This window comes from Rheinheimera lutimaris (assembly GCF_013283795.1).
GTDB lineage: Bacteria > Pseudomonadota > Gammaproteobacteria > Enterobacterales > Alteromonadaceae > Alishewanella > Alishewanella lutimaris.
Window position 1 is genome coordinate 77139 of record NZ_JABSOD010000004.1, and the last position, 25151, is coordinate 102289.

Genomic DNA, 25151 nt, shown 5'->3' on the forward strand with positions numbered 1-25151 from the left:
CTAAGAAAAATTTCGCTTATTCTAGCGTGTTGTTAGCAAGGTTTCAGCATTTCCCACCGGCTTTTGCAGCCAAAAGGGAATTCTTTGCGCCCGGTATTGCTGTACCGCAACGGAATGCTGGTTAATATCCAGCCGGATAGCGCCGCTTTGCGCAGTGTTAAGCAACGCTATACCTAAGGTATCCAGCCGCTGTTGTACCGCAACTGCAGGATGCTGATGCCGGTTATACAAGCCGGCGCTGTTTAATGCCAGCACCGGCGCTAACTGATGTAAAAAGTCGAAATGGCTGGAACTGTTACTGCCATGATGCGATAACAATAAAATGTCCGCTGTTAGCCCGGGGTAACGCTGCAACAGTTGCAATTCAACCTGGCGGCTGATATCGCCCGGCAACAAAATCTGCCAACCGGCCACCGTCAACAGCAACACACAAGAACGATCGTTCTTTGCCTGCAGCGTACTGCTGTCAGAATGCAGCAGCTGTAACGATGCGCCCGAATACTCTGAAGGTAACGCTGCGCAGGGTTTGGCTGCGTCGATATGCGCAATATCAGCATAAATAAGGCTTGCCGGGTAATGCTGCTGCAGCAAAGCCCAATCACCGGTGTGGTCGCTGTCATCGTGGCTCAGTATCACCATATCCAATTGACGAATACCGGCCTGGCGCAAATAAGGTAACACTTGTGCAGCCGTAGCACTGTGCTCACCGTAACGAGGCCCTGCATCATACAACATGCCGCGACTGCCATGCTGCAACAATACCGCCAGGCCCTGACCAACATCAATAACGTGTAATTGCCACTGCGCCGGGCGCAGAACAACAAACAGCAAGGGCACTAACAGCAGCAGCGGATAGAACAACAGCCGCCGGGCTGACAACCAATACAACGCCATAACCAACGCCAGCGCGGCCAGCACAAACCAGGGTACCCCCGGCAGCGCCCACCAGCTGTTTTGACCGGCGCACCAATTTAACCACCACAGCAACGGCCGGAATGTCAGATCGCATAGTTGCCACAGCCAATCGGCCCCCGGCAAATTCAGCAGCTCTGCTACAACACAGATAAACAGCAGCGGAATAGCAATAATGCTGCACCAGGGCACAAACAACAGATTTGATAACAATGCCAACCAGGAGCTGCCGCCAAACATCAGCACACTGAGTAACGCCATAAATAAGCTTAAGCTCAGTTGAAAGCGTAAAAACAGCAGCAGCTTATTGCGCCAGCCGCTTAAGTCACTCCGGTTTTGCCACAATAAAAAGAAAATAACCGCCACCGCCAACACCGATAACCAGAAACTCTTGCTCAAGACAAAAAACGGCTCAAACAACAACAGCAACGCTGTGAGTAATAACCAGTAATGGCTGTAACTCAACGATTTATGCTGTAACAGCGACAACACCAGCAATAACAATGCAAAGGCAGCCCTTACCGTTGGCACCGCAAAACCCGCCAGCCAGGCATAAACCAGAGCTAACAATAAAGCACCGGTAAGTGCCAGCGGCTGCTGCAGTGCGGACAAAGCTACCGGCAATGGCAGTAAGCGCAGTAGCCATCGCCCCCAGCCGAAAATAAGGCCGATATGTAAACCGGAAATCGCCATTAAATGCGCCAACGATGATTGCAACAACCCCTGCCATAACTGCGTGGAAAACTGCCGCTCACCCACACTAAGGGCTAACAGCAAAGGTGCTGAAGGCAACGCTGCTGTTGTCTGTGCAATATGCGTGACGATGCTTTGCCGCAGGCTATATCGCTGCGTAATAAGCTGTGCTGTACCGTCGGTCTTAACGCTGCCTTGTGCCAACAATCGTTGCAGCAGCGCATTGGCCTCTCTGTTTATGCCGCCAGGGTTTGCCACTCCTGCCACCGGACGCAAACGTACATTAAATTGCCATTGTTGCCCGGTCTGCGGCAGTTGCGCCGGCAACGCCCAGTTTAATTGCACCAGATAGCCTTTTGCTGCACCGCTATCAAGCTGTAACCGGAATTGACTATACTCTGCGTAATGTTCAGGTAAACTTACCACTGTACCGGTTATCGTTTCGCCCCCGGCAAACAGCGCCAGCTGCGCTTGTTGATAGGCATTAAACTGCCAAATCCAGCAGATTAAAAATACAGTAACGCCGGCCGCAAAGTGGTAGCCGGATTTAAGCAACCACAACGCCGGCAGCAGTAACAAAAATACTGTGAAAAAAGCTGGCACTATCGGCAAAAATAACGACAATAGGCTGCCTGCGAGCACACCGATACAAAAAGATTTCATGTTTGTTTTTTGTGAATAGGTTGTAATGCCAAAGAACTTTATTAAGAAATATCTACCATCGCCGGAAAAAATCAAGCAACAAAGGCTGTTAAAGCTGTTTGGGTCTTTATTACACGATGGTAATTTGTGGCACCTGAACCGTCGCTCGGCCCGCGGCGCTTTTGCGGTTGGCTTATTTTTCGCCTGGATGCCGATACCATTTCAAATGGTAGCCTCTGCTGCGGTAGCAATTCCGATGCGGGTAAATCTGCCACTGTCAGTGGCGTTGGTGTGGATTACGAACCCACTCACCATGCCTGTGCTGTTTTATATCAGTTATCTGATAGGTTCGGTTGTGCTCAGAACGCCGCTGGAGCCCTTTGCCTTTGAAGCCAGCTGGGCCTGGCTGCAGCACAGTATCAGCAGTATTGGTAAACCGTTTTTAACCGGCTGTTTGTTGATGGGCATTTGCTCTGCCGTAGCAGGCTATTTTGTTATTGATTGGCTATGGCGTTTATCGGTGAAAAAAGAGCAACTGCTGCGTAAGCTAAAGCGGCGTCGCCAATCGCATTAATGCTGCCCCAGTACCCTTGCCGGAGCAACTTTAGCTGCCCGCCAGGCGGGGTATAAGGTTGCCAGTAAGCTCATGATTAACGCCACGCTTAAGGTTAATGTCACGTCCTGCCATTGCAGCAAAGACGGAATAAAATTTATAAAGTAGATACTGGGGTCCAGCAGCGAATGGCCCAGTACTGCGGTAATAAATGCAAATACCGGTTCGATATAGCTGGCGAGCAACACGCCGGCAACGCCGCCCATAACCGTTCCTACCAGGCCATTTAACCAGCCCAGCCACATAAAGGCCAAAACCACAGTAACAGGTGACACGCCCATCGTCAGCAAGATAGCAATATCGCCTTCTTTTTCCCGCACTGCCATCACCAGGGTGGCAACGATATTAAAACACGCCACGGCAATCACCAGCGCCAGCACCAGATACAAAATGGTTCTCACCATCTGAATATCCTGATATACGTGGCCCTGGGTGCGAAACCAATCCAGCATATAGACATAATCTTCCGACACCCTGCCCAGTTGCCGGGCAATCTGCGGCGCCTGAAAAATTTCATCAATACGAAAGGCAAAGCCCTGTATAGCATCCGGCTCAAACGCCAGCAATTCAGCAAGGTTTGCCATATTCAGCCAAATTTGGCTGTAATCCAGTTGGCCACCTACCGCAACAATAGCGCTGACAGTTAACACTGCAGTGCTATGGCTGGCCAGCCGGCCGTCATCGGTCAGCTTGGGTAGTAATAACTGCACCTGCTCACCGACAGCCACCTGCAAAGCATCAGCAATGCCCTGCCCCAGCACCACTTCGCCATCATTTAACGAGTCCAGTTGGCCACTGCTGATGTAGGCGGCAAAATCACTGATGCGACGCTCTGCCGCTATATCAATGCCGCGCACTTCTGCGGCCTTTACCGCACTGCCCACCCGCAACATGCCGTTACTTTTAATATAAGGTGCCACGCCGGCCACACCTTGCACCGTGGCAAACTGCTGTTGCTTACGCTGCCAGTCAGTGATGCGTTGCTGCACTGCTTCCAGCTCTACATGCGGGATCACCGACAGCAGCCGCTGTTCCAGTGCTTGCTCAAAGCCGTTCATCACCGACAAGGCTAAAATTAATATAGCAACACCAAGCGCAATGCCGGACGTGGAACTGGCAGAGATAAAACGGATAAAGCCGCTGCTGTGCCGCGTTGAGCGGTAACGCCGCGCCAATTGCCAGGCTAAACTAGCCATGCGCCGTCTCCAGGTGGCCGGCGCGCATCAGGACGTGACGATCCAGTTTTGATGCCAGTTCCACATCATGAGTTACCACAATAAAACTGGTACCCAACTCGCGATTTAGCGTGCGCAGCAACTGATACACCGACTCCGCCGTTTGTTGATCTAAATTACCGGTAGGTTCATCAGCCAGCACCAATGCCGGCTCGCCTACCAGGGCCCGTGCAATAGCAACCCGTTGCCGCTCACCGCCGCTGAGTTCAGCGGGGCGATGATGACCACGATGCGACAAGCCGACTTTCTCCAGCATCACGGCAGCACGTTGTTGCGCCGCAGCGCTCGATAAACCGCGGATCAGTAGCGGCATTGCCACATTTTCCAGCGCGGAAAAATCCATCAGTAGATGATGGAACTGATAAATAAAGCCCAGTTTTTCGTTACGCAATGTGGCTTTTTGCTGCGCTGATAACTGTTTAATATCGTTGCCTAAAATACTCAGGCTGCCACTGTCGGCTTGATCCAGGGTGCCGAGAATATGCAGCAAAGTGCTTTTACCCGAGCCGGAGCTGCCGACAATGGCCAGCATATCGCCACGATTAATACACAAGTCTACCCCGTGCAATACATCAGTAACCTGCTGACCATCACGGTAGCTTTTGCAGATCTTCTCTGCTGTTAATACATTACTCATCACGCAAAATGTCCGCCGGATTAATGCTCACAGCCCGCCTGGCCGGATACCATACCGCCAATACGGTTAGTGCAATGGCACTGAGCAAAATAAACAAAAGTTGATCAAACTGAATATCTATCGGTAGCACGATACCGGGCGCCAGCTGTAAGCCCAGCAAAGCTAACAACGGGTTTAACTGCCAACACAGTAATACGCCGGCCAAAACACCACCGGCAGCGCCGGCCACCCCATTACTTAAGCCCTGCACTGCAAACACGTTAAACAGCTGGTTGTCGCTCATCCCCAGCGTTTTTAAGATGGCAATTTCAGCCTGCTTGTCGGTCACCATCATTACCAGAGCTGACACAATATTAAATGCCGCTACCGCGACTATCAGCAATAACATCAGCCACATCATGGCCTTTTCCATCGCCACTGCAGCAAATAACTTGCCATGGCTTTGACGCCAATCCTGTACCTGCAAACTGCTGTCGACAGCTAATTGTTGAGCAAACTGCGGCGCAGCAAAAGGCTCCGCCAGAGTTATCCGCCATTGCTGTTGCTGTGACCCGGTACTGAGTAGGCGGTTTAAATCATCCAGCGCTGTTACCGCTATTAATTTATCGACATCAGAGCCGCTGTCTAAGATACCGCTGACGGTAAACAAGCGCTGCCGCGGTACCCAGCCCATCGGCGTGTAGCTGCCGGCTTGCGGCAACATAAAGCGCAACTTGTCGCCAACTGACACTTCCAGTTGCTCGGCCAGGCCACGGCCCAGCACCACTGCATAGCGCTGCGAGGCAAACTGCTGCCAGCTACCGACAATTAACGCCTGCTGCATAAAGGCCGGCAACGCATCCATGGTAACCCCTTGCAGCAACACGCCGGTTAACTGTCTGGGGGATTGCACCAACGCTTCCGTTTGCAAAAACGGGCTGACTTGCAACACACCAGGCTGCTGCAACACGCTGTGCTGCCAAGCATCCGCATGCTCAGCTGAGGTGGTGACAAGCAAATGCGGGATCACACCCAAAATCCGCTTTTTCAGTTCGCCTTCAAAGCCATTCATTACTGAGCTGACAATAGTCAATGCCATTACGCCGAGAAAAATCCCGGCCACAGAAAACAGCGTAATAAAGGAAATAAAGGCATTACCCTTGCGGCTTTGACTATAGCGTAAGCCGATAAATAAGCTGACTGGTAACTGCATCCTAATCTTCAGGACAAGACCTGCTTTAGATGGTAAAGTGGCGACGATGATAGAGATTATTGTTTGTCGTGACAAGCAGCTTGCAAAGGTAACACCATGAGTGAGTTAACAGTACAGCAGTTGGCAGATGCCTATCAGGATTATTTCAGCGTTGAACATGGTATCAGTATTAACGTTAAGCCGGTTGCCGGGCCTTTGCCGGACCAGACCAGCCTGGCTGCAGCCATACCACCGGCATTTTTACTGGCGTCTGACGCCGGTAGCCTGAATACATCAGTGCTGCGTTCATTACACCGGCTGGGTGATATGGCAGAAGAATTAGCCAACTACCTGCAACAACAAGCACGAAAAATCGATTTACTGCTGCACTACGTACTACGCCAGCAAGATGATGCCACGCAGCGTTTTGTCAGCCAAAGTTACGGCGGCAGCGGTTGCTGCTATCTGGCCGATGCACCGTTAGATACATTACAAATAGTTGAATTAAAACTATTTTTAGATAATAACGATGGTGCGGTTTTTTGTTACGGCCAGGTATTACACTGTGAGCCACAGGCAGAAAAATGGCAGATAAAGGTTGTATTTGCCTGCATCAGAGACGAAGATCGCGAGTTGATTGTGCGCGCCAGCCTGCATCAGCAATCCAGATTGTTGAAACAAAAAGCAGAGCAAAAAGCCGGGCAGCGGCAAAATAATATGCCGTCGTAAACCGGCTGGCGGTATTCAAGCGTTATTAAGGGTTTGTCGTTTTACATGGATCTGATTTCCTCATTACCACAGCTTAAACAACCTGCCGACCAGTTGCATTGGGGCAATTTGCAGGGTGCAGCCCTGCCCTTAGCCATTGCGCAGTTATTGCAGCAACAAGCCGCGCTGTATCTTTTACTTGTACCCGATACGCCGACAGCTCTGCGTTTAGAGCAAGAGTTAAGCGTGTTTTATCAAAGCGACGATTGCCCGCTGCTTACCTTGCCGGATTGGGAAACCTTACCGTATGATGTGTTTTCACCGCACCAGGATATTATTTCCCAACGCTTAAAAACGCTGTATCAGCTACCACGGCTGAAACAGGGCCTGGTCATTGTGCCGGTCAGCACGCTGTTGCTGCGGATCTGTCACCGTGATTATCTGGAGCAAAATAGTTTTCTGATCAAAAAAGGCCAACAGGTCGATTTAGCGGCATTAAAACGTCAGTTAACCGCCGTAGGTTACCGCAGCGTTGACCAGGTAATGGAGCACGGCGAGTTTTCTGCCCGCGGTTCCATTTTAGATCTGTACCCTATGGGGGCGACCACGCCTTACCGTATCGACTTTTTTGATAATGACGTCGACGGTATCCGTACCTTTGACCCCGACAACCAACGCAGTTTGGCACAAGTCAGTTATATCGAACTGCTGCCGGCACACGAATTTCCCACCGACAAAGCAGCTATTGAGCGTTTTCGCATGGCCTACCGCGAACGCTTTGCCGCCCGTAACGAGAAAGAATCGCTGTACCAGCAAGTTAGTCAGGGCGTATTGCCGGCCGGCATCGAATACTATCTGCCGCTGTTTACCGAAAAAACCGCCACCTTATTTGATTACTTACCGGCGGACAGTCGCTGCCTGTTGCTGGGCGATATTGAACACAGCGCAGATAAATTCTGGCTGGAATTAAAACGTCGCTTTGACGACAGAGCCATTGATCTGCTAAGGCCCATTTTACCGCCGGCAGAGCTGTATTTGCCGGTTGACCAGCTGTTTGCACGGTTAAAGCACTATGGCCGTATTCGCTTAAGCCAGGCACAGTTGCCGGCAAAGGCCGGCAACTGCAATGCTGACTTAGCCACATTGCCGGATTTAAGCGTAAATCATCAGCTGAAAAATCCGCTGCAAGCGCTGCAACAATTTATTTTGCAGTTAAAGCAACAACAGGGCCGCGCGCTGTTCTTTGTGGAAAGCGAAGGCCGGCGCGAAAGTCTGCTGCAGTTGCTGCACAAAGCCGGTATACACATTTCCCAGTTTGATGATCTGCACGCTTTTAATCAAAGCGCAGACGACCTGGGTATAGTGGTAGGTGCATTAGAGCAAGGCGCCTTTATTCAGCAACCGGCTAAGCTGGCGCTGATCAGCGAAAATGAACTGTTCGGCCAGAAAATAAGCCAGCGCCGGCGGCGTAAACGCAGCCAGCAGGTGTCATCAGAAACCGTGATCCGCAACCTGGCCGAGCTGAATATCGGCCAGCCGGTGGTACATTTACAACACGGTATCGGCCGTTACCAGGGGTTGCAGTTGCTGGATGCCGGCGGTATCAGCGCCGAGTTTGTGACCATTGAATACGCCGGTGGCAGCAAATTGTATGTGCCGGTTACTTCACTGCATCTGCTTAGCCGCTACAGTGGTAATGATGCAGAGCATGCACCGCTGCATAAGTTGGGTAACGACAGCTGGGAGAAGTCGCGCCGTAAAGCCGCTGAAAGAGTGCGTGATGTTGCCGCAGAACTGCTGGATGTCTATGCTCAGCGCGCTGCACATAAAGGCTATGCCTTTGCTCTGGATGAAAGCCAGTATCTGGCCTTTGCCGACAGCTTTCCGTTTGAAGAAACCGCCGATCAGCAAGACGCTATCGACGCAGTATTGCGCGATATGCAAAGCCCGCAACCAATGGACCGGCTGGTTTGCGGCGATGTTGGCTTTGGTAAAACCGAAGTTGCTATGCGCGCGGCCTTTGTTGCGGTAAACGACGGCAAACAAGTGGCAATACTGGTACCCACCACCCTGTTGGCGCAGCAGCATTTTGAAAACTTTAAAGACCGTTTCGCCAACTGGCCGGTGCGGGTCGAGGTGCTGTCGCGCTTTATCAGCCCGAAACAACAAAAAGCTATTTTGGTGGACGTGCAAAACGGCAAGGTCGATATTCTCATCGGCACACATAAGTTACTGCAGGACGATATCAAACTGCAGGATTTGGGCCTGCTGATTGTCGATGAAGAACATCGCTTTGGCGTGCGGCAAAAAGAAAAGATTAAAGCCCTGCGTGCCAATATCGATATTTTAACCCTTACTGCCACCCCGATACCGCGTACGCTGAATATGTCGATGTCCGGTATGCGCGATTTATCTATTATTGCGACACCACCGGCGCGGCGCTTAGCGGTAAAAACCTTCGTCCGCGAATACGAAAACGGCCTGATCCGTGAAGCCGTAATGCGCGAGATATTGCGCGGCGGCCAGGTATATTTCCTGCACAACGATGTCGCAACGATTGAAAAAGCCGCGGCCGATTTAGCCGAATTGTTACCCGAAGCACTGATTGCTATAGCACACGGCCAGATGCGCGAGCGTGAGCTTGAGCAAATTATGTCCGACTTTTACCATCAGCGTTTTAATTTGCTGTTGTGTTCTACCATTATTGAAACCGGTATCGACGTACCGACCGCTAACACCATCGTTATTAACCGTGCCGATAACTTCGGCCTGGCGCAATTACACCAACTGCGAGGTCGCGTCGGACGATCGCACCACCAGGCTTATGCTTACCTGTTAACACCACCACCAAAGCGGCTGACCAAAGATGCGCAAAAGCGGCTGGAAGCAATTGCCAGTTTGGAAGATTTAGGTGCTGGTTTCGCTTTAGCCACGCACGATTTAGAGATCCGTGGTGCCGGCGAGTTATTGGGTGACGAGCAAAGCGGTCAGATTGAATCGGTTGGCTTTAGCTTATATATGGATATGCTGGAACAGGCAGTACAGGCGCTAAAAAACGGCCGCGAGCCCAGCCTGGATGCTATGCTGAGCCAGCAAACAGAAATGGAGCTACGCATCCCGGCATTACTGCCCGACAGCTATATTCCGGATGTTAATTTGCGCTTATCCTGTTATAAAAAGCTGGCTTCTGCTCAAAGCAGCGACGAGTTGGATGAAGTACAGGTAGAATTGATCGACCGCTTTGGTTTACTGCCTGATGCGGCAAAAAATCTGGTGGCACTGTCTGAGTTTAAACTACAAGCCCAGGCGCTTGGTATTCGCCGCATTGAAGCCAACAGTAAAGGCGGTGTGGTAGAGTTCAGTGAAAAAACCGCGGTTTCGCCAGGCTACATTATTGAACTGATCCAGAAACAATCACGGGTATTTAAACTCGAAGGTGGGCAAAAGCTGCGTTTCAGTATCGTGTCAAACGACGGTGCCGAACGCCTGAGCCTTATCGCCAACATGTTAGCTGACTTTGCCCGACATAAGGTAGAAAGATGAGTAAGACCATTAAATTCTGTTGCCTGGCGGCCCTGTTAAGCGCCCCATTACAAGCGCAGGAGCAGCGCTGGTTTGAAGTAGAAATGATTATCTTCAGCCAGACTCCGGGCAATGCATTGCAGGAACAATTTGATACCGGCGTCACACCGGTAAAACCGGGCCGCGCTTATGATTTGCTGACACCGCGCTATCAGCCGCAACTGAAAAACTTGCTGGCGGAGTTACCGCTCTGCCCGCCAGCGCAGCGCTTTGCGGCAGAGTTACCACAACCGCAATTAGCAGAAAATTTGCGCTGTATTTTTGAACCTCAACCTTACGCCTGGCAACTATATAACCTGTTTGAACCGCGACTGACCATCAGTACGGTGCCGTATCCACAGCAAACTGAAGTGGAGGTAACCGGCAATACAACTCATCAAAATGTGCCCTATCTGGCGGAGGCAGAAGCGCTGCAGCTGCGCGATATCGCGGCCAAAATTCAACGCCGGTCCGGCAGCACACTGCTGTTACACACCAGTTGGCGTCAGGCGCCGGTAACTGAGCGGCGCGCTATTGCCAGCCGCTGGTTTGCCGGACAGAACTTTAGCCGCCAATTCGATTATTGGGGCCAACCACGCTTGCCGGCCGCAACGGACCAAGACATTCCGGCAACAGAAGCTGTTGACATGATGGCCATCAGCAAAGACAACCAACCCGGCAATGAACTGCTGAGTAATATAGAGCAATTGTTGCAACAATTAACAGCTAATGCTCAGTTGCCGGAACATGCGGCAGCACCGATAACCGCCGTATCAGAACAAAATACCGCGTTAGCCAGTTTACCGGATCAGGTTTGGCAGCTGGACGGCCTATTTAAACTGCATTTAGACCATTACTTATTTGTTAATACCGAGTTTAATTTGCGGCTACCACAACAGGATAAGCTGCAGACTGTTTATGTACGGCAAAGCCGGCGGGTGATCAGTGGCGAAATTCATTATTTAGATCATCCTTATCTGGGCATAGTGTTACAAATCCGTCGCTTTGAACCACCGCAAGAGGAAGATATTGAACAAGACCCTGCAGCTAACTTGCTAACAAATTGATAATTTTTCGGAAAAAGTATTGCTAATGCTGTATTAAGTGCCTAAGATCCTGCGGTCTTTACATTTTTATACAAAACTGTACGGGTAACCAACATGTTATTTTCTTATATTACCTATACCGTAGCAGAGCATCACTGACGATTATGAATGAGCTGAATCCAATGCCGGAATTTACGCCGAAACAGTACCTGCTGTTGTTGGTGTTATTAATACTGGCCACCAGTTGCAGCCCGTTGCTGAATTGGTTGTTTCCTGCGCTGGCAGGCTCAGCATTGCTGACATTTTTACCGCCATTACTCGGTTTATATCAGTTGCTGTTGTTGTTTCGTAGCTTAGGCATTATTCATTTGCCAAGCGTAGCCTGCTATTCGGCTATCCTTGCGCCCCTATCCGTTTTGAGTTTTTATCAGTTTATCCTGCAATAACCCACTCTCTTGCCGTTTTTACGTTATTATATCGCCAACAACGCCCTGATAGCCCGTCCACTGTAATACAGCTGCACCGGCTGTTACTGTCATTTTATTATCGTTAAGGTTTAGCAACGGATGTCGATTAACTGGTTTCCGGGCCATATGCACAAAGCCCGCAAAGAAATTGCAGAAGTAATGCCGCAGGTTGATATTATTATCGAAATGCTGGATGCCCGTATTCCGTTTTCCAGCGAAAACCCGCTGGTGCCGCAGCTGCGGGGCAATACGCCCTGCATTAAAGTATTAAACAAAGCCGACCTGGCCGACCCGGTATTAACACAACGCTGGGTTGAGCATTTTGATGCCCAGTCCGGGGTAAAAGCTATGCCAATCAGCCAACAAAATCCCGAGCAAATTCGTGCCTTGCTGCAGCTTTGCAACGATATGTTGCCTGAGCGTAATCTGGAGATCCGCGGCGCCCGCGCCATGATTATGGGTATCCCTAATGTCGGCAAATCCACACTGATTAATACCCTGGCCGGCAGAACTATCGCAAAAACCGGCAATGAAGCCGGTGTGACCAAGATGCAGCAGCGCATTAAATTGGATAACAACGTGATCCTGACCGATACCCCGGGCTTTCTCTGGCCGAAACTCAGCCCGCCTACCTGTGGCTATCGGCTGGCGGTTACCGGCGCGATTAAAGATACAGTGTTTGACTATGCTGATATCGCCATGTTTGCCGCAGATTATCTGCTGCAGCGTTATCCGCAAGCGGTAATGCAACGCTTTGGCTTAACTGAGCAACCAGAGAACGACCTGGCGTTAATGGATGCTATAGGCATCAAGCGCGGCGCTATGCGCAAAGGTGGTATCGTCGATCTGGAAAAAGCAGGCAGTATTTTGATCACCGAGCTGCGCGCCGGCAACCTGGGCCCTATTACCCTGGAAACCCCGGAAATGGTAAGCCAGGAGCAAATAGACGCCAAAGCCGAAGAAGGCGCTAAAGCGAAAGAAAAAGCCGAACGTGAAGCCGAACGCAAACGTAAAGCACAGCGTAAATACCGCTAACCGGAGTTCTTATGACACAAACGGCATTGATGCAACTGGCTTATATCAGCGACTGCCACAGCGGGACCACCCATGCCACAGTTGCCGGTATTCATCAGCAGGCAAAGCGCAACAATGCCGTAAATAAGGTGACAGGGGTTTTGCTAACCACCGACAAACACTTTATGCAATTACTGGAAGGCGAACCACAACAGGTCGAACAGACCTATCAGCGGATCCGGCAAGATGCGCGCCATAGCAACGTACGGCTTATTTTCAGTCGCAGTATAGCGCAACGCCAATTTCCGAACTGGCATATGGGCCTGAAGCGGGTGTTGGATGAGGCAGAACACAGTGATTTGCAGGCTATTATCAGTATGTACGGCCAGCGTGAGCAGTTTTCTGCACAACAGGCCGACGCCATCAGCTTGTTATTTACCTCACTTTAAACGGCTAACATCGCGTATTGCGGATATTGTTACAGCACCGTCTGTAACTGCTGTTGGTATTCAGCAAATTTCTCTTTTTGCTCATCGTCCAACACGGCGTGCTGCAGCTGTTGCTGCAGATTTTTCGCCAGCGCGATATGGCCCTCGTCCAGCGGCTCCTGACCACGCAACGCCACCAAAACTTTTAAAATATTCAGCGCCACACTCATATTATTAGGTGTTAATGAGAACGCCTGTTCTAATGAATTCAGTGCCGCATGAAATTTATTACGCTTAAAAAACTCCACCGCCATCCGGTTTAATTGCTGCGGGGTAAAATGCACCGCAGTGCGCTCTGCAGCTTCCTGTTCAATGTACTTACCTACCACCTGATTAGTCAGGCCGGTGCCGGTAATTTGCCGTTTAATCGCGTCCAGCAACGACACCGCATCCTCACGCCGTCCCAGTTCATGTAAGGCCTTTACTTTATCCAGGTTATCTTCTACAGAGGTGCCCGGGCGCAAGCTAACATGGTTATCTACTATGCCCTCCGCTTTGCTGCGCTCCTCCCGTGCGGTATGTAAGCGCGCCCGCACTACCAACAGCTGATCTTTAAGCTGCGCCGCCAGGGGTAATTGCTTTTCCAGTTCGCTTAACAGTAAGTCAGACTGCCCCAACACTTTTACCGCATCGGCTTTTTCCAGCGTGGTAGCGTAATCTATACCGGCCCGCACCACATTCAACCGCAGCAATGGCGAATCATGAATGGAGTTTTTTGCATGTTTAGCCATCGCGATAGTGGCTTGATATTGGCCGATATGATCATGGTTTAAGCGTGCTAAATCCAACAGGCGTTTATTACGCTCGATATTGCGCGGTGCCAATCGCGTAGCCTTTTTAATTTCTTCATAGGCTTGTTCATAATCTTGCTTACCTATGTAGTAATGCGCCAGCATATCGTAAGTGGCAAAGCGGGTATCGGTTTTATCGGTAAGTTGCTGTAGCAGCTCCTGAATTTCTGCCAGCTTATCTTGCTGTAATAACGCTTTGATATAGCCCAAATATGCCCAGGACAGCTTATGGCTCTTCAGTAAGGTATCGTAATATCCTGCAGCTTCCGCAAATTCACGTAAGTTCAGCAGGCATTCGCCTTTTAGCCGCTTCATTTGCAAGTGGTATTTACTCAGTGCGGGGTTTAACAAATGCCGTTCGGCAAAATAAATGGCTTTGCTGTAGTCCTGGCGGTCAATAGCCTGATACACATTAAACAAGGTACGTTTTATTTCTAACGTTAAAGGCAGTCGCGTTTGCACATGTTTACTGTTTAACGGTTTAACCCAGAAATCATCCGGTTGCAGCTCAACAATACTGTTGACCAAATCTTCGCTGGTTTCTGCGCTGAGAAAAATCAGTACCGTGCATTTAGTGACATAACGCTTAAACTTCAGTTCTTCCAGCAGGTGAAAGCCGTCTTTATCGCTTTTAACGTTAAAAGCACAAATAACCACATGAAACGAAGTTTGCTCACACAGCCGCAACGCATAATAGGAATTCTCGGCATATTTAATATTTACCACGCCAAGTTCAAGTAATGCCGACTTGATGACGTTTTGCACCAATACCTGATCATCAATAATCAGTACATTTAATTTATCATAAGCGGTGAGTTCTTCTTGTTCCATCTGTCTACTTCACATCCCTGCGATAACGGCTATAAACGCGCTAAGGTTCATATCAGTTATATTAGCAAGCGGCCATAAAAGCAATATAACGAAAATATAATCCGCCGCCCCCATTGTCAGCCGCGGCAATCACCCCAAACTCAGCAACCAGATGTTTTATCAACCGAGCCAGAGGGCCAAACTATGTTTTATCAACTCAGCATCGAACAAATGAGCAAAATGCTACAAAACTTACAGCATATTCTGGATAAAGGCGCCGCCTTTGCCGACAGCAAAAAAGTAGAGATGGCGGTACTGTTAAACGCCAGGCTGGCACCGGATCAATTTAACCTTATCCGTCAGGTACAAATTGCCTGTGACACCGCCAAGCTTGGCGCCGCACGCTTAACCAATAACGTGGACAGCGCACCGAAACATGCCGATGACGAAACCACGCTGGCGGAGTTAAAGCAACGCATCAGCGACACTCAAGCTTATTTGGCCACATTCAGTGCCGCCGATTTTGCTGATGCCGCCACACAAAAAATCAGCCAGCCGCGTTGGGAAGGTAAATACCTGACCGGGCAAGAGTTTTTAATACAGCATGTGCTGCCGAATATCTATTTCCACATCACCACCGCTTATGCCATTTTGCGCCATAACGGTGTCGATGTGGGTAAAAAAGATTACCTTGGCGCTATGCCATATAAAGTGTAACGCACAAGCAAAACGCCGGGCTGAAAAACCGGCGTTTTGCTTTGATACTCAGCGCTGTAACACTATGCGATAACGGGCGTTACCGCTTTTTAAATGATCCAGTGCTTCGTTTATTTGCTCAAATTTAAACATTTCCACTACCGGTTTAATATTGTGTTGCACGGCAAACTCAAGCATCTTGGTAATCGTCGCCGGGCTGCCAACCGGTGAGCCGGACACACTGCGCTGCGCCATAATCAGGCCAAACACGCCGATATTTAACGGCTCTAATGTAGCGCCGACAAAGTGTAAGCGGCCCTTCGGCTTTAACGTCGATAAATATAAATTCCAGTCCAACGTGACATTCACCGTCGAGATAATTAAATCAAAGCGCCCTGCTGCCTGCTCTATCTCAGCACTGTTACGTGAGTTAATACACTGATGCGCCCCCAACGCTTTGGCCTCCTGAGTTTTACTGTCACTGGAGGTAAAAGCCGTAACATTACAGCCCCAGGCCCGCAAAAACTGCAAGGCGATATGACCCAGGCCACCAATACCAATAACCGCGACTTTATCGGTGGGCTTGATATCAAACTGCACCAGCGGGTTAAATACAGTAATACCGCCGCAAAATAGCGGGCCGGCGGTTTTTGCATCCATACCTTTTGGTAGTGCAACGACGCTGGCAGCATTAGCACGGACTTTGTCAGCAAAACCACCATGGCGGCTAACAATAGTGCCCTGGGCTTTGCTACACAGGTTATGGTCGCCACTGCCACAGCTGGCGCACACTTTGCAGTAATCTGAATGCCACCCCAAACCTACCACCTGGCCGGTTTTAAAATGGCTCACCGCCTCTCCCACCGCACTGATGCGGCCTACCACTTCATGGCCGGCGACCAACGGGTAAGCAGACATACCCCATTCATTATTCAGCATCGACACATCTGAGTGGCAGATCCCGCAGTAATCCACCTCAATCTCTACCTCGTCGCGGCCCAATGTGCCGGGTTTATATTGCCAGGGCACCAGTTTTCCGCCGGCTTCAAGTGCAGCATAAGCGTTGATCATATCCTCTCCTGCGTAGTTAATTTATCCATTAATGTTAGCTATACAGCTAACAGTATTAACCAGATCTGCAACTGTGCTGAGAAATAATCAACCCTGCTTGTTTTTTATACAGCCACACCTGTTTCTTCTGTCGCTTTCAGGTATAATCCGCCGACTTTTTTCAGGCTAAGCCGACTTTAAGAGACACTATGACAGTACAGACCTTTGACCCGACACAAACCACCACTTTGGATACCGCAGCCAAAAGCCTGAATCAACAGGCTACAACCGGCAGCAGCAAAGGCAATACCATTGGTTTTGTCAGCTTAGGCTGTCCGAAAAATCTGGTGGATTCAGAGCGTATACTGACTCAGCTAAAAGCTGAGGGTTACAACATAGTGCCAACATACGATGATGCCGAACTGGTGATTGTAAACACCTGTGGTTTTATCGACAGCGCTGTGCAGGAGTCGTTGGAAACCATCGGTGAAGCTCTGGCTGAAAACGGCAAGGTTATTGTTACCGGCTGTTTGGGCGCCCGCGAAGATGAAATACGCCAGGTACACCCCAATGTACTGGGCATTACCGGCCCGCACAGTTATGAAAACGTATTAAAGCAGGTGCATGAATATGTGCCTAAGCCCAAATACGACCCGTTCACCATGCTGGTGCCGGACCATGGCGTAAAATTAACACCGAAGCATTATGCTTACTTAAAAATTTCAGAGGGCTGTAACCACCGCTGTACCTTCTGCATTATTCCGTCAATGCGCGGCGATTTAGTCAGCCGCCCGGTAGGTGAAGTATTGGATGAAGCACAGCGCCTGAAAAATGCCGGTGTAAAAGAGCTGCTGATTATTTCCCAGGACACCAGTGCTTATGGCGTTGATGTAAAACACCGCACCGGCTTTTGGAACGGTTCGCCGGTAAAAACCTCGATGCAGTCGCTGTGTGAAGCTTTGGGCGAAATGGGTATTTGGGTGCGCCTGCACTATGTTTACCCCTACCCGCACGTAGACGACATTATCCCGTTGATGGCACAGGGTAAGGTACTACCGTATTTAGATATCCCGTTTCAGCATGCCAGCCCGCGTATTTTAAAGCTGATGAAACGACCGGGCCAAGCCGATCGCGTATTAGAGCGGATTAAAAAATGGCGCGAGATTTGCCCTGAGCTAACCATTCGCTCCACCTTTATAGTCGGCTTCCCGGGGGAAACCGAGGAAGACTTCCAAATGCTGCTCGACTGGTTGCAAGAAGCCCAACTGGACCGTGTCGGCTGTTTTAAATACAGCCCGGTAGAAGGCGCCAAAGCTAACGAGTTAGCCGACCCGGTACCGGAAGACGTAATGGAACAGCGCTACCACCGCTTTATGCAAACCCAACAAGCTATCAGTACCGCGCGGCTACAGGCAAAAATTGGCAAAACCATTAAAGTGCTGATAGACGAAGTAGACGACGAAGGTGCTATTGGCCGAAGCTTCGCCGATGCCCCGGAAATTGACGGTGCCGTGTACTTAAACGGCTTAACCGGTGTTAAACCAGGCGATATTATCGATGCCGTAGTCGATGAAGCCGATGAATACGACTTATGGGCCTCGCTGGCGGAATAACGGCTATAGTGCAGCCAGAGTGCTGCTATAGTGAGGTTGTAGTTAAATGAAAAAGGCAGCGTCAGCTGCCTTTTTCCTGTCTGTGCCGGCCACTATTCCAATGCCAGCAAGCGTTGCTGCACATCAGACAACTGCTGGTTATACAGCGCGATATACGGCAGCTCTGTGTCACTGGCGGCCAGTTTTAACGCATAGCCCCGTTCTATGCTGCGCACTATCGCCAGAGCGCCGGCCATCCGGCCGCGATTAGCGCTGATCGCCGCTTTAATGTCTTTATGCAGATTGACATGACGGACAAACTCTTCAGGCGGTATATCAAACAACAGATCTGAACCTGAGATAAGTGCAGCCAAGAAATACTGCTGGCACTGGTTCGCACTTAGCTGCCACTGCTGCGCGATATGTTGAGCGCTGTAGGCGCGGGTTAATACAGTAATGGCTGCCGCCGGTGAAGTGCCAGTGAGTACTGCACACATCAACAGCCATTTACGTGTTAATTCCAGGCCAAGCCGGGTCACCGTTTCTTTAACAGAACTGACGGCGCGCGTTTTACGATATAACGGGCTGTTGGCAATTTTCAGCAAGCCCATCACTATATTCGGTTCGTTTTTCAGCAGCAGCGATAACTGCGTAATATCCGGCTCGGCGGCAAACAAGCAGCTGATGATCTCTGCTACTTTAAGAGCGCCTGGCTCAATTTTCTTACCGGCCACCAACAGTGCTTTGGTTAAAAAATAGCCCTGAAATAAATCACAGCCCAACGCTTTAAAAAGAGCAAACTGCTGCTCTGTTTCCACCGGTCCGGCCAACCATAACAAGCCGGCACGGCCAAATTGTGTTTTATAGCGCTCAGTATCGGCCAGGCTGCTGTTTACCACATCCAGCCGGATAATATCCGCCAGCGGCAACAACGCCAGTATGGCATCTGTCAGCGCCACATCGTGCAGTGCCAGCCTGAAGCCCCGATGCTTCAACGCCTTTAGCGAGGCAATATAGCTTGCATCCGGTTGCGGCGGAATAACCGGCTCCAGTACCACAGTGTCCGGCAAAAGCTGCAAGGCACGGCCGGATAAAACAAAGTCGGCGGTAACGGTGATAAACAATGGCGCCTTGTACAACGCACTTTGCACACGAATATCGTCGCAATATTGTTTAAGCTGAGCATCGCTAAGTCCGGCATCACTAAGTTGCAGTGCACTGACTCCGGCGCCACTGCGGTTAAGCAACACCACGCCAAAGCGCTTTTGCTTGCGGTCAAAAATGGGTTGGGCGGCATACAGTTGCTGTATGTTAGTGGTTTTGTCGATTTCCATGGTTTGGCGGGTCAAATCCGTTCCTTACAACAATACAATTTCGCTAAACGCGGCCAATATAAAGCCGGCAAGGCTTGCTGTCCAGTAGCGGGCAACCGGCAAAGCCGTCGCTGCGCCTGCTCTGGCAACAGACAAAACAGCACACAGCCGTTTTTTTGTTATAAAACAATATCAACACAAAAGTCTGAACTATGTTTATACTGCTCAGATAAAGTACGCCAGCAATGTTAACCCTATATACCCGAGTGTAACAATGAAGCAACTAATTGAAAAAGCAACAAACTTACCCAGTATACCCAAAGTAGTACAAGAGTTGATTGCCAGCTTTAACACCCCGGATATCACCGGTGGCCATATTGCCGCTATCTTAAGTAATGATCAGGCGCTAACCGCTAAAGTTCTCCGTATGGCGAACTCTGTGCGCTACGGTGGTCATCGTAAAGTGGGCTCTGTTAAAGACGCCGTACTTGTACTGGGCTTTAACTCTTTACGCACTCTGGTGCTGTCAATCGGCTTTACGTCTGCTTTAAACGGTCCGGCCGCTTTCGATATTCAGGCATTCTGGATAAAGTCATTTAAAATGGCCAACCGCTGTAAATGGTTAGCTAAGTCGTTAAAAATAGATGCCGAACTGGCTTATACCTGTGGCTTGTTATACGCGATTGGTGAATACCTTATCCATTTAATCAGGCCGGAAGACGCGATTACAATCGACAAAAGAGTCGAAATCGGTGAAAGCCGCTCTCGTGTAGAGCAGCAATTACTGGGCTTCGACTACACCCAAGCTGGCGCTGCTCTGGCTGATCATTGGTTTTTTCCACAAGAGATAGTTCGGGCCATTCAGTACCAGGAAAGCCCTCTGGCAGCACCCGGGTTATCACCCTATGCCGCTTGTGTTCATCTGGGGCACCACATGCTGGACAACGAAAATAAAATTGCCGAAGGCAATTTTGATGACTTCCCAGCTAAACTGCTGCATGCCATGCATCTGACATTGTCAGATATGTTTACCAAACTGGAAAACGTGCCGGATTTAGATGAAGGTATTGAAGAATTCTTAAATTAGCCTAAGCAGAAATAGTGTTATAACAGCGCTTTAATAGCATGATTTAAGCCGTCCAACGTCAGGGCATACATACGCTTTTGCATGATTTGCCCGATCATGCCAATGGAATAATAGTGCCCCCACCACGGCTGTGGCTGGGGGTTTAACCACACTGCTTTAGGATATTGCGTGAGCAAACGCTGCAGCCAGACTTTGCCCGGCTGCTCGTTAAAATGCTCCACACTACCACCGGGGTACTCAATCTCATACGGCCCCATAGTGGCATCACCGACAAAGATCAGCTTATAGTCGCTACCGTAGGTATGAATAATATCGTCGGTTTTAATCTGCTCAGTGTAACGGCGTTTATTATCGCGCCACACACCTTCATACACGCAGTTATGAAAGTAGAAAAACTCCAGGTGTTTAAATTCGGTTTTTACCGCTGCGAATAGCTTTTGGCACTGCTCAATATGGTCATCCATTGAGCCGCCCACATCAAAAAAAACCAGCAACTTAATGGCGTTGTGCCGCTCGCGCATAAAGCGTAGATCCAGCCACCCGGCTTGCTCTGAAGTGGCCTGAATGGTGCCATGTAAATCCAGCTCGGTCTCGGCGCCGCTGCGGGCAAATTTACGCAGCTGTTTCAGTGCCAGTTTAATACTGCGGTTGTTAAGTTCGCTGTCGGTGTCCAGGTCTTTAAACTCGCGTTTATCCCACACCTTTACCGCACGGCGCGCGCCACTGCCCTGCTGGCCAATACGCACACCCTCTGGGTTATAACCATAAGCGCCAAAAGGTGAAGTGCCGCCGGTGCCAATCCATTTATTACCGCCGCTGTGCTTTTTTTGCTGCTCAGCCAAGCGTTCACGCAATGTTTGCAGCAGTTTATCCAGCCCGCCTAATGCCTGCAGCTTGGCCTTGTCTTCCTCGCTGAGTTTACGCAGCACGTCCGGCACCAGCCATTCCGGCGGTATGCTGGCGGCGATATCCACCTGCGCGACACCCTCAAAGTAATCAGCAAAGGCGCGGTCGAATTTATCGTATTGGGTTTCATCTTTTACCAGACATAGCCTGGACAGCTGATAAAAGGCTTCGGTGTCGGCGAAAATCACCTGTTGTTTTAACGCATTAAGTAAATCCAGCAGTTCGGTAATGCTGGTTTTTAAGCCGTATTTGCGCAGCGTAAAAAAGAAGTCAATTAGCATGTGCCGGCTCCGCAGTATTGTTCCCGCTGCGGCTCACAACACTTGCCCCGGCTCGTCACAGCAACTCGTTCGGGCTGGCGCCCTCGCTCAGACACTCTGTGCCGACCGAAACAAGGTTCTGATCCTTCGCTGGCATGATTGCCAGAGCCGACCCCGGCGAATAAAACTCCTGACGCAAACATCCTCTATCGCCCCTGCCTTTTCGCCAAAAACGCCAGTTTTTCTACTAAGGCTACATCTTGCTCGTTTTTAAGCAAGGCACCAAACATCGGCATTAAGCCGCCTTTTTGCTGTTTGTCGGTTAATACTTCTGCCGGAATATCTTCGGCCAGCAACAACTTTAACCAGTCGAGCAGCTCTGAGGTGGATGGCTTTTTCTTTAACCCCGGCAACTCACGCAGTTCAAAGAACACCTCTAACGCCGTGCTCAACAACTGCTGCTGAATATGTGGGTAATGTACCGCGACAATAGCGCGCAAGGTACCGGCATCCGGAAAGCGGATATAGTGAAAAAAGCAGCGGCGCAAAAACGCATCCGGCAGCTCTTTTTCATTGTTTGAGGTAATGATCACTATCGGCCGCTCAGCCGCGCTTATCTGCTCGCCGGTTTCGTGCACGTAAAATGCCATCCGATCCAGCTCGTGCAGTAAATCGTTAGGAAATTCAATATCGGCTTTGTCTATTTCGTCTATCAGCAGTACCGGGCGTTTAACAGCGGTGAACGCCTGCCACAATTTCCCCGGCCGGATATAGTTATTGATATCGTGCACCTTGTCGCTGCCCAGCTGGCTGTCGCGCAGGCGCGATACCGCATCGTACTCGTACAGGCCATGCTGCGCCTTGGTGGTCGATTTTATATGCCACTGAATAAGCTCTGTACCGAGGCTTACCGCAAGCTCTTCGGCCAGCCGTGTTTTACCGGTGCCCGGCTCGCCTTTTATCAGCAGCGGCTTTTCCAGCGTTACCGCGGCATTTACCGCTAATGCCAGTTCATCAGACACGATATAGTTATCGGTGCTTACAAAGGCCATAAGTCCCCTCTATGTTTAGTATTCAAACCCAACGCTGTTGTGGTGAAACGTAATATCTTATAGCCAAAAGCTACTGTAATTTTTGCCACGCTGGCGTATTCTTATAACCAATTTATCGTAAACGGAGTTTTTTTATGGCAAACGTCTATGCAGACAACTCATTGTCTATCGGCCGCACCCCGCTGGTCAAATTAAACCGCACCATTGAAGGCGGCGCTAATGTTTACGCCAAGATTGAAGCGCGTAACCCCAGCTTCAGCGTAAAGTGCCGTTTGGGCGCCGCGCTGATTTGGGATGCCGAGAAAAAAGGTACCTTAACGGCAGAGAAAGAAATTGTCGAGCCAACCTCGGGCAATACCGGTATCGCCCTGGCGTTTGTTGCTGCCAGCCGTGGTTATAAACTCACATTAACTATGCCGGCCACCATGAGCTTAGAGCGGCGCAAGCTGTTAAAAGCCTTAGGTGCCAATTTAGTGCTGACCGAAGGCCCTAAGGGTATGAAAGGTGCTATTGAGAAAGCCAAAGAAATTCAGGCATCTAACCCGGATAAATATTTAATTTTGGGCCAGTTTGAAAACCCGGCTAACCCGCAAATTCACTTTGATACCACCGGGCCGGAAATTTTTAATGATTTAGACGGTAAAGTGGATATCTTTATCGCCGGGGTCGGCACCGGCGGTACCATCACCGGTGTTAGCCGTTATCTGAAAAACGAGAAGAAGCTGCCGCTGTTAAGCGTGGCAGTAGAGCCGGCAGAATCCCCGGTGATCACTCAGGCCAAAGCCGGTGAAGAATTAAAACCCGGCCCGCATAAAATTCAGGGCATTGGTGCCGGTTTTATTCCGGGTAACCTGGATTTAGCCGTGGTGGATGCCGTTGAACGCGTCAGCAGCGAAGAAGCCATTGCCGGCGCCCTGCGTTTAATGCGCGAAGAAGGTATTCTGGCTGGTATTTCGTCCGGTGCCGCCCTGGTTGCAGCTCAACGCCTGGCAGCCAAACCGGAAAACGCCGGCAAAAATATCGTGGTTATTCTGGCCAGCGCCGCCGAGCGCTATTTAACCAGCCCGTTATTTGCTGAGGTGTTTACCGAGCAGGAATTACAACCTTAATCAACCGCTTATATACAATAAAGGGCTGCATATGCAGCCCTTTTACTTTACAGTAAGGCGAAAAGGTTCCACACTGAGTGGCGTATTTAGCAACCGGGTTGTACTGATGAAACTCTATTTTTGGCTACCGTTATTTTTATTGTTGGCTGCCTGCAGCGATGACAGCCCTAAAGTTAATGCTCAATGGGGCACGCCGGAGTATATAGCCACAGAGTTTTTTCATGCGCTGTACAACGAAAAGGACTTAAACAAAGCCAAACAGCTGTGTACCAAAGACTATGCCGATTTAATGGAGTCGTACGGCACAGTGCGTCAGGTTGGCCGTACCTTAATGAATATGTCATTTGATCAGGTGGATATTCGCGTAAACCGCAGCGGCGGTAATTTACGCGAACAATATGATAACCGCGCCGATATTACGTTGCTGCTTACCGGCCAGCATGACGGCAAACAAGTCGACGAGCTGCGGGTAGTCGAGATGGTTAAAGACGGCAGCCGCTGGGTAGTACAGGCCGTTAAAGTAGACAAGTTTGCCAGCAGTGCCCGTTAACGCTGAAAGAACGCCGCGATACGCTGCTGACACTCTGCGCCGTTTAGTAAGCGCTGAAACTGCACTAACTCATTAGCAATGGTTTGCAAGGTCATGCTCTGTTGCGGCTTTAACAGCGCCTTACTGCTTTGCACCGCATCTGCCGGCAATGCGGCCAGCGCGGTGGCTTTTTCCAGCGCTAAGCTCAATACGTCATGCTGGCCAACTACCTGATTCACCAGCCCCATTTGCTCTGCTTGTGCTGCGTCAAAAGCTTCACCGAGCAATAAATACTGCGCCGCGCGCTGGTAACCGGCTAAATTAGGCAGCAGTACACTGGAGCCGGCCTCCGGACATAAGCCCAGCTTTGTAAACGGCAACTGAAACCGGCTGTTGTCTGCAGCATACACCAGGTCACAATGCAGTAAAGCCGTGGTACCGATACCAATTGCCAGCCCGGCTACCGCCGCCACTATGGGCTTGGGGAATTGCGCCAGCTGATACAAAAACTGCACCGTCGGGTGCTGTGCATTTAATTCACCGGCGCCGAGAAAATCCTGTAAATCGTTACCGGCACTAAAGCAATTATCACTGCCCTGCAGCAACACCACATTAATACTGTTATCTGTTGCCGCCTGCGCCAAAGCTGCTGTTAACTCACGATACATCTGCTGGCTTAACGCGTTTTTCTTCGCCGGCCGGTTCAGGCCGATTTGCAGCACCTTGTCGTGGCGCTGCAGTACAATATCACTCATGCTTATTCCCTGAT

22 protein-coding genes are annotated in these 25151 nt (G+C 50.1%); 12 read left to right on the forward strand and 10 right to left on the reverse strand.

Going from position 1 to position 25151, the window contains the following annotated elements:
- Positions 1 to 21: 21 nt before the first annotated feature.
- Positions 22 to 2229, reverse strand: coding sequence for a DNA internalization-related competence protein ComEC/Rec2 (locus tag HRH59_RS04950; RefSeq protein WP_173500170.1), 2208 nt, complete (start codon positions 2227 to 2229; stop codon positions 22 to 24).
- Positions 2230 to 2293: 64 nt separating this feature from the next.
- Between HRH59_RS04950 and HRH59_RS04955 the strand changes: the two genes are divergently transcribed.
- Entirely contained in the window at positions 2294 to 2821 is a 528-nt protein-coding gene (locus tag HRH59_RS04955; RefSeq protein ID WP_173500171.1) for a DUF2062 domain-containing protein, read from the forward strand.
- Here HRH59_RS04955 and HRH59_RS04960 read toward each other — a convergent pair.
- The 3 genes from HRH59_RS04960 to HRH59_RS04970 are packed head-to-tail and all read right to left on the reverse strand — an operon-like array spanning position 2818 to position 5924.
- Positions 2818 to 4056, reverse strand: a complete 1239-nt coding sequence (locus HRH59_RS04960) for a lipoprotein-releasing ABC transporter permease subunit (RefSeq protein ID WP_173500172.1) — start codon at positions 4054 to 4056, stop codon at positions 2818 to 2820. The two genes, HRH59_RS04955 and HRH59_RS04960, sit on opposite strands and share 4 nt — an antisense overlap.
- Positions 4049 to 4732, reverse strand: coding sequence for a lipoprotein-releasing ABC transporter ATP-binding protein LolD (gene lolD, locus HRH59_RS04965; RefSeq protein ID WP_173500173.1), 684 nt, complete (start codon positions 4730 to 4732; stop codon positions 4049 to 4051). The genes HRH59_RS04960 and lolD overlap by 8 nt, the downstream gene beginning before the upstream one ends.
- Positions 4725 to 5924, reverse strand: a complete 1200-nt coding sequence (locus tag HRH59_RS04970; protein WP_173500174.1) for a lipoprotein-releasing ABC transporter permease subunit — start codon at positions 5922 to 5924, stop codon at positions 4725 to 4727. The genes lolD and HRH59_RS04970 overlap by 8 nt, the downstream gene beginning before the upstream one ends.
- A 96-nt stretch (positions 5925 to 6020) precedes the next feature.
- Between HRH59_RS04970 and HRH59_RS04975 the strand changes: the two genes are divergently transcribed.
- From HRH59_RS04975 to HRH59_RS05000, 6 genes are all read left to right on the forward strand, one after another.
- A complete protein-coding gene (locus HRH59_RS04975; RefSeq protein WP_173500175.1) occupies positions 6021 to 6632 on the forward strand; it encodes a PilZ domain-containing protein in 612 nt (203 codons plus the stop codon).
- Positions 6633 to 6677: 45 nt separating this feature from the next.
- Positions 6678 to 10154 carry a transcription-repair coupling factor gene (gene mfd, locus HRH59_RS04980; protein ID WP_173500176.1) on the forward strand — a complete coding sequence of 1159 codons (3477 nt, stop codon included), beginning with the start codon at positions 6678 to 6680 and terminating at the stop codon, positions 10152 to 10154.
- Positions 10151 to 11239 carry a CsiV family protein gene (locus HRH59_RS04985; protein WP_173500177.1) on the forward strand — a complete coding sequence of 363 codons (1089 nt, stop codon included), beginning with the start codon at positions 10151 to 10153 and terminating at the stop codon, positions 11237 to 11239. Before mfd ends, HRH59_RS04985 begins: the two co-directional genes overlap by 4 nt.
- Positions 11240 to 11382: 143 nt before the next feature.
- Positions 11383 to 11664 (forward strand): hypothetical protein, encoded by a 282-nt coding sequence (locus HRH59_RS04990; protein ID WP_173500178.1) that lies wholly within the window; start codon positions 11383 to 11385, stop codon positions 11662 to 11664.
- Between the two features lie 120 nt (positions 11665 to 11784).
- Positions 11785 to 12720 carry a ribosome biogenesis GTPase YlqF gene (gene ylqF, locus HRH59_RS04995; RefSeq protein WP_173500179.1) on the forward strand — a complete coding sequence of 312 codons (936 nt, stop codon included), beginning with the start codon at positions 11785 to 11787 and terminating at the stop codon, positions 12718 to 12720.
- A gap of 11 nt (positions 12721 to 12731) precedes the next feature.
- Positions 12732 to 13148, forward strand: a complete 417-nt coding sequence (locus tag HRH59_RS05000; RefSeq protein WP_173500180.1) for a BLUF domain-containing protein — start codon at positions 12732 to 12734, stop codon at positions 13146 to 13148.
- Between the two features lie 29 nt (positions 13149 to 13177).
- Here the strand turns inward: HRH59_RS05000 and HRH59_RS05005 are convergent, their stop codons facing one another.
- Positions 13178 to 14809 (reverse strand): response regulator, encoded by a 1632-nt coding sequence (locus tag HRH59_RS05005; RefSeq protein WP_173500181.1) that lies wholly within the window; start codon positions 14807 to 14809, stop codon positions 13178 to 13180.
- A gap of 183 nt (positions 14810 to 14992) precedes the next feature.
- On the opposite strand from HRH59_RS05005, the gene HRH59_RS05010 reads away from it, so the two are divergent.
- Positions 14993 to 15505, forward strand: coding sequence for a DUF1993 domain-containing protein (locus HRH59_RS05010; RefSeq protein ID WP_173500182.1), 513 nt, complete (start codon positions 14993 to 14995; stop codon positions 15503 to 15505).
- Between the two features lie 48 nt (positions 15506 to 15553).
- Here the strand turns inward: HRH59_RS05010 and ahr are convergent, their stop codons facing one another.
- On the reverse strand, positions 15554 to 16555 hold the full coding sequence (gene ahr / locus HRH59_RS05015) for an NADPH-dependent aldehyde reductase Ahr (RefSeq protein ID WP_173500183.1): 1002 nt from the start codon (positions 16553 to 16555) through the stop codon (positions 15554 to 15556).
- Between the two features lie 188 nt (positions 16556 to 16743).
- On the opposite strand from ahr, the gene rimO reads away from it, so the two are divergent.
- Positions 16744 to 18147: a 30S ribosomal protein S12 methylthiotransferase RimO gene (rimO, locus tag HRH59_RS05020; RefSeq protein ID WP_173500184.1), complete on the forward strand. Its 1404-nt coding sequence runs from the start codon at positions 16744 to 16746 to the stop codon at positions 18145 to 18147.
- A gap of 92 nt (positions 18148 to 18239) precedes the next feature.
- Here the strand turns inward: rimO and HRH59_RS05025 are convergent, their stop codons facing one another.
- Positions 18240 to 19475 carry an EAL and HDOD domain-containing protein gene (locus HRH59_RS05025; RefSeq protein ID WP_173500185.1) on the reverse strand — a complete coding sequence of 412 codons (1236 nt, stop codon included), beginning with the start codon at positions 19473 to 19475 and terminating at the stop codon, positions 18240 to 18242.
- A gap of 238 nt (positions 19476 to 19713) precedes the next feature.
- Here HRH59_RS05025 and HRH59_RS05030 point away from each other — a divergent pair, with 238 nt between their 5' ends.
- Positions 19714 to 20526: an HDOD domain-containing protein gene (locus HRH59_RS05030; RefSeq protein WP_173500186.1), complete on the forward strand. Its 813-nt coding sequence runs from the start codon at positions 19714 to 19716 to the stop codon at positions 20524 to 20526.
- 17 nt (positions 20527 to 20543) lie between these two features.
- Here HRH59_RS05030 and HRH59_RS05035 read toward each other — a convergent pair whose 3' ends face one another.
- Both HRH59_RS05035 and HRH59_RS05040 read right to left on the reverse strand, forming a co-directional pair.
- Positions 20544 to 21713: a vWA domain-containing protein gene (locus tag HRH59_RS05035; RefSeq protein WP_173500187.1), complete on the reverse strand. Its 1170-nt coding sequence runs from the start codon at positions 21711 to 21713 to the stop codon at positions 20544 to 20546.
- A gap of 185 nt (positions 21714 to 21898) precedes the next feature.
- Complete coding sequence (locus tag HRH59_RS05040; protein WP_173500188.1) at positions 21899 to 22744, reverse strand: AAA family ATPase; 846 nt, start codon at positions 22742 to 22744, stop codon at positions 21899 to 21901.
- Positions 22745 to 22878: 134 nt separating this feature from the next.
- Between HRH59_RS05040 and cysK the strand changes: the two genes are divergently transcribed.
- Positions 22879 to 23853, forward strand: coding sequence for a cysteine synthase A (gene cysK, locus HRH59_RS05045; RefSeq protein ID WP_173500189.1), 975 nt, complete (start codon positions 22879 to 22881; stop codon positions 23851 to 23853).
- 106 nt (positions 23854 to 23959) lie between these two features.
- On the forward strand, positions 23960 to 24403 hold the full coding sequence (locus HRH59_RS05050) for a hypothetical protein (protein WP_173500190.1): 444 nt from the start codon (positions 23960 to 23962) through the stop codon (positions 24401 to 24403).
- Here the strand turns inward: HRH59_RS05050 and HRH59_RS05055 are convergent.
- On the reverse strand, positions 24400 to 25137 hold the full coding sequence (locus tag HRH59_RS05055) for an enoyl-CoA hydratase-related protein (protein ID WP_173500191.1): 738 nt from the start codon (positions 25135 to 25137) through the stop codon (positions 24400 to 24402). The two genes, HRH59_RS05050 and HRH59_RS05055, sit on opposite strands and share 4 nt — an antisense overlap.
- Positions 25138 to 25151 lie beyond the last annotated feature (14 nt).

Excerpts from the sequence above, each read along its gene's own strand:
- HRH59_RS04955 (WP_173500171.1), top strand. The coding sequence starts at position 2,294 with ATGCCAAAGAACTTTATTAAGAAATATCTACCATCGCCGGAAAAAATC.
- HRH59_RS04960 (WP_173500172.1), bottom strand. The coding sequence starts at position 4,056 with ATGGCTAGTTTAGCCTGGCAATTGGCGCGGCGTTACCGCTCAACGCGG.
- lolD (WP_173500173.1), bottom strand. The coding sequence starts at position 4,732 with ATGAGTAATGTATTAACAGCAGAGAAGATCTGCAAAAGCTACCGTGAT.
- HRH59_RS04970 (WP_173500174.1), bottom strand. The coding sequence starts at position 5,924 with ATGCAGTTACCAGTCAGCTTATTTATCGGCTTACGCTATAGTCAAAGC.
- HRH59_RS04975 (WP_173500175.1), top strand. The coding sequence starts at position 6,021 with ATGAGTGAGTTAACAGTACAGCAGTTGGCAGATGCCTATCAGGATTAT.
- mfd (WP_173500176.1), top strand. The coding sequence starts at position 6,678 with ATGGATCTGATTTCCTCATTACCACAGCTTAAACAACCTGCCGACCAG.
- HRH59_RS04985 (WP_173500177.1), top strand. The coding sequence starts at position 10,151 with ATGAGTAAGACCATTAAATTCTGTTGCCTGGCGGCCCTGTTAAGCGCC.
- HRH59_RS04990 (WP_173500178.1), top strand. The coding sequence starts at position 11,383 with ATGAATGAGCTGAATCCAATGCCGGAATTTACGCCGAAACAGTACCTG.
- ylqF (WP_173500179.1), top strand. The coding sequence starts at position 11,785 with ATGTCGATTAACTGGTTTCCGGGCCATATGCACAAAGCCCGCAAAGAA.
- HRH59_RS05000 (WP_173500180.1), top strand. The coding sequence starts at position 12,732 with ATGACACAAACGGCATTGATGCAACTGGCTTATATCAGCGACTGCCAC.
- HRH59_RS05005 (WP_173500181.1), bottom strand. The coding sequence starts at position 14,809 with ATGGAACAAGAAGAACTCACCGCTTATGATAAATTAAATGTACTGATT.
- HRH59_RS05010 (WP_173500182.1), top strand. The coding sequence starts at position 14,993 with ATGTTTTATCAACTCAGCATCGAACAAATGAGCAAAATGCTACAAAAC.
- ahr (WP_173500183.1), bottom strand. The coding sequence starts at position 16,555 with ATGATCAACGCTTATGCTGCACTTGAAGCCGGCGGAAAACTGGTGCCC.
- rimO (WP_173500184.1), top strand. The coding sequence starts at position 16,744 with ATGACAGTACAGACCTTTGACCCGACACAAACCACCACTTTGGATACC.
- HRH59_RS05030 (WP_173500186.1), top strand. The coding sequence starts at position 19,714 with ATGAAGCAACTAATTGAAAAAGCAACAAACTTACCCAGTATACCCAAA.
- HRH59_RS05035 (WP_173500187.1), bottom strand. The coding sequence starts at position 21,713 with ATGCTAATTGACTTCTTTTTTACGCTGCGCAAATACGGCTTAAAAACC.
- HRH59_RS05040 (WP_173500188.1), bottom strand. The coding sequence starts at position 22,744 with ATGGCCTTTGTAAGCACCGATAACTATATCGTGTCTGATGAACTGGCA.
- cysK (WP_173500189.1), top strand. The coding sequence starts at position 22,879 with ATGGCAAACGTCTATGCAGACAACTCATTGTCTATCGGCCGCACCCCG.
- HRH59_RS05050 (WP_173500190.1), top strand. The coding sequence starts at position 23,960 with ATGAAACTCTATTTTTGGCTACCGTTATTTTTATTGTTGGCTGCCTGC.
- HRH59_RS05055 (WP_173500191.1), bottom strand. The coding sequence starts at position 25,137 with ATGAGTGATATTGTACTGCAGCGCCACGACAAGGTGCTGCAAATCGGC.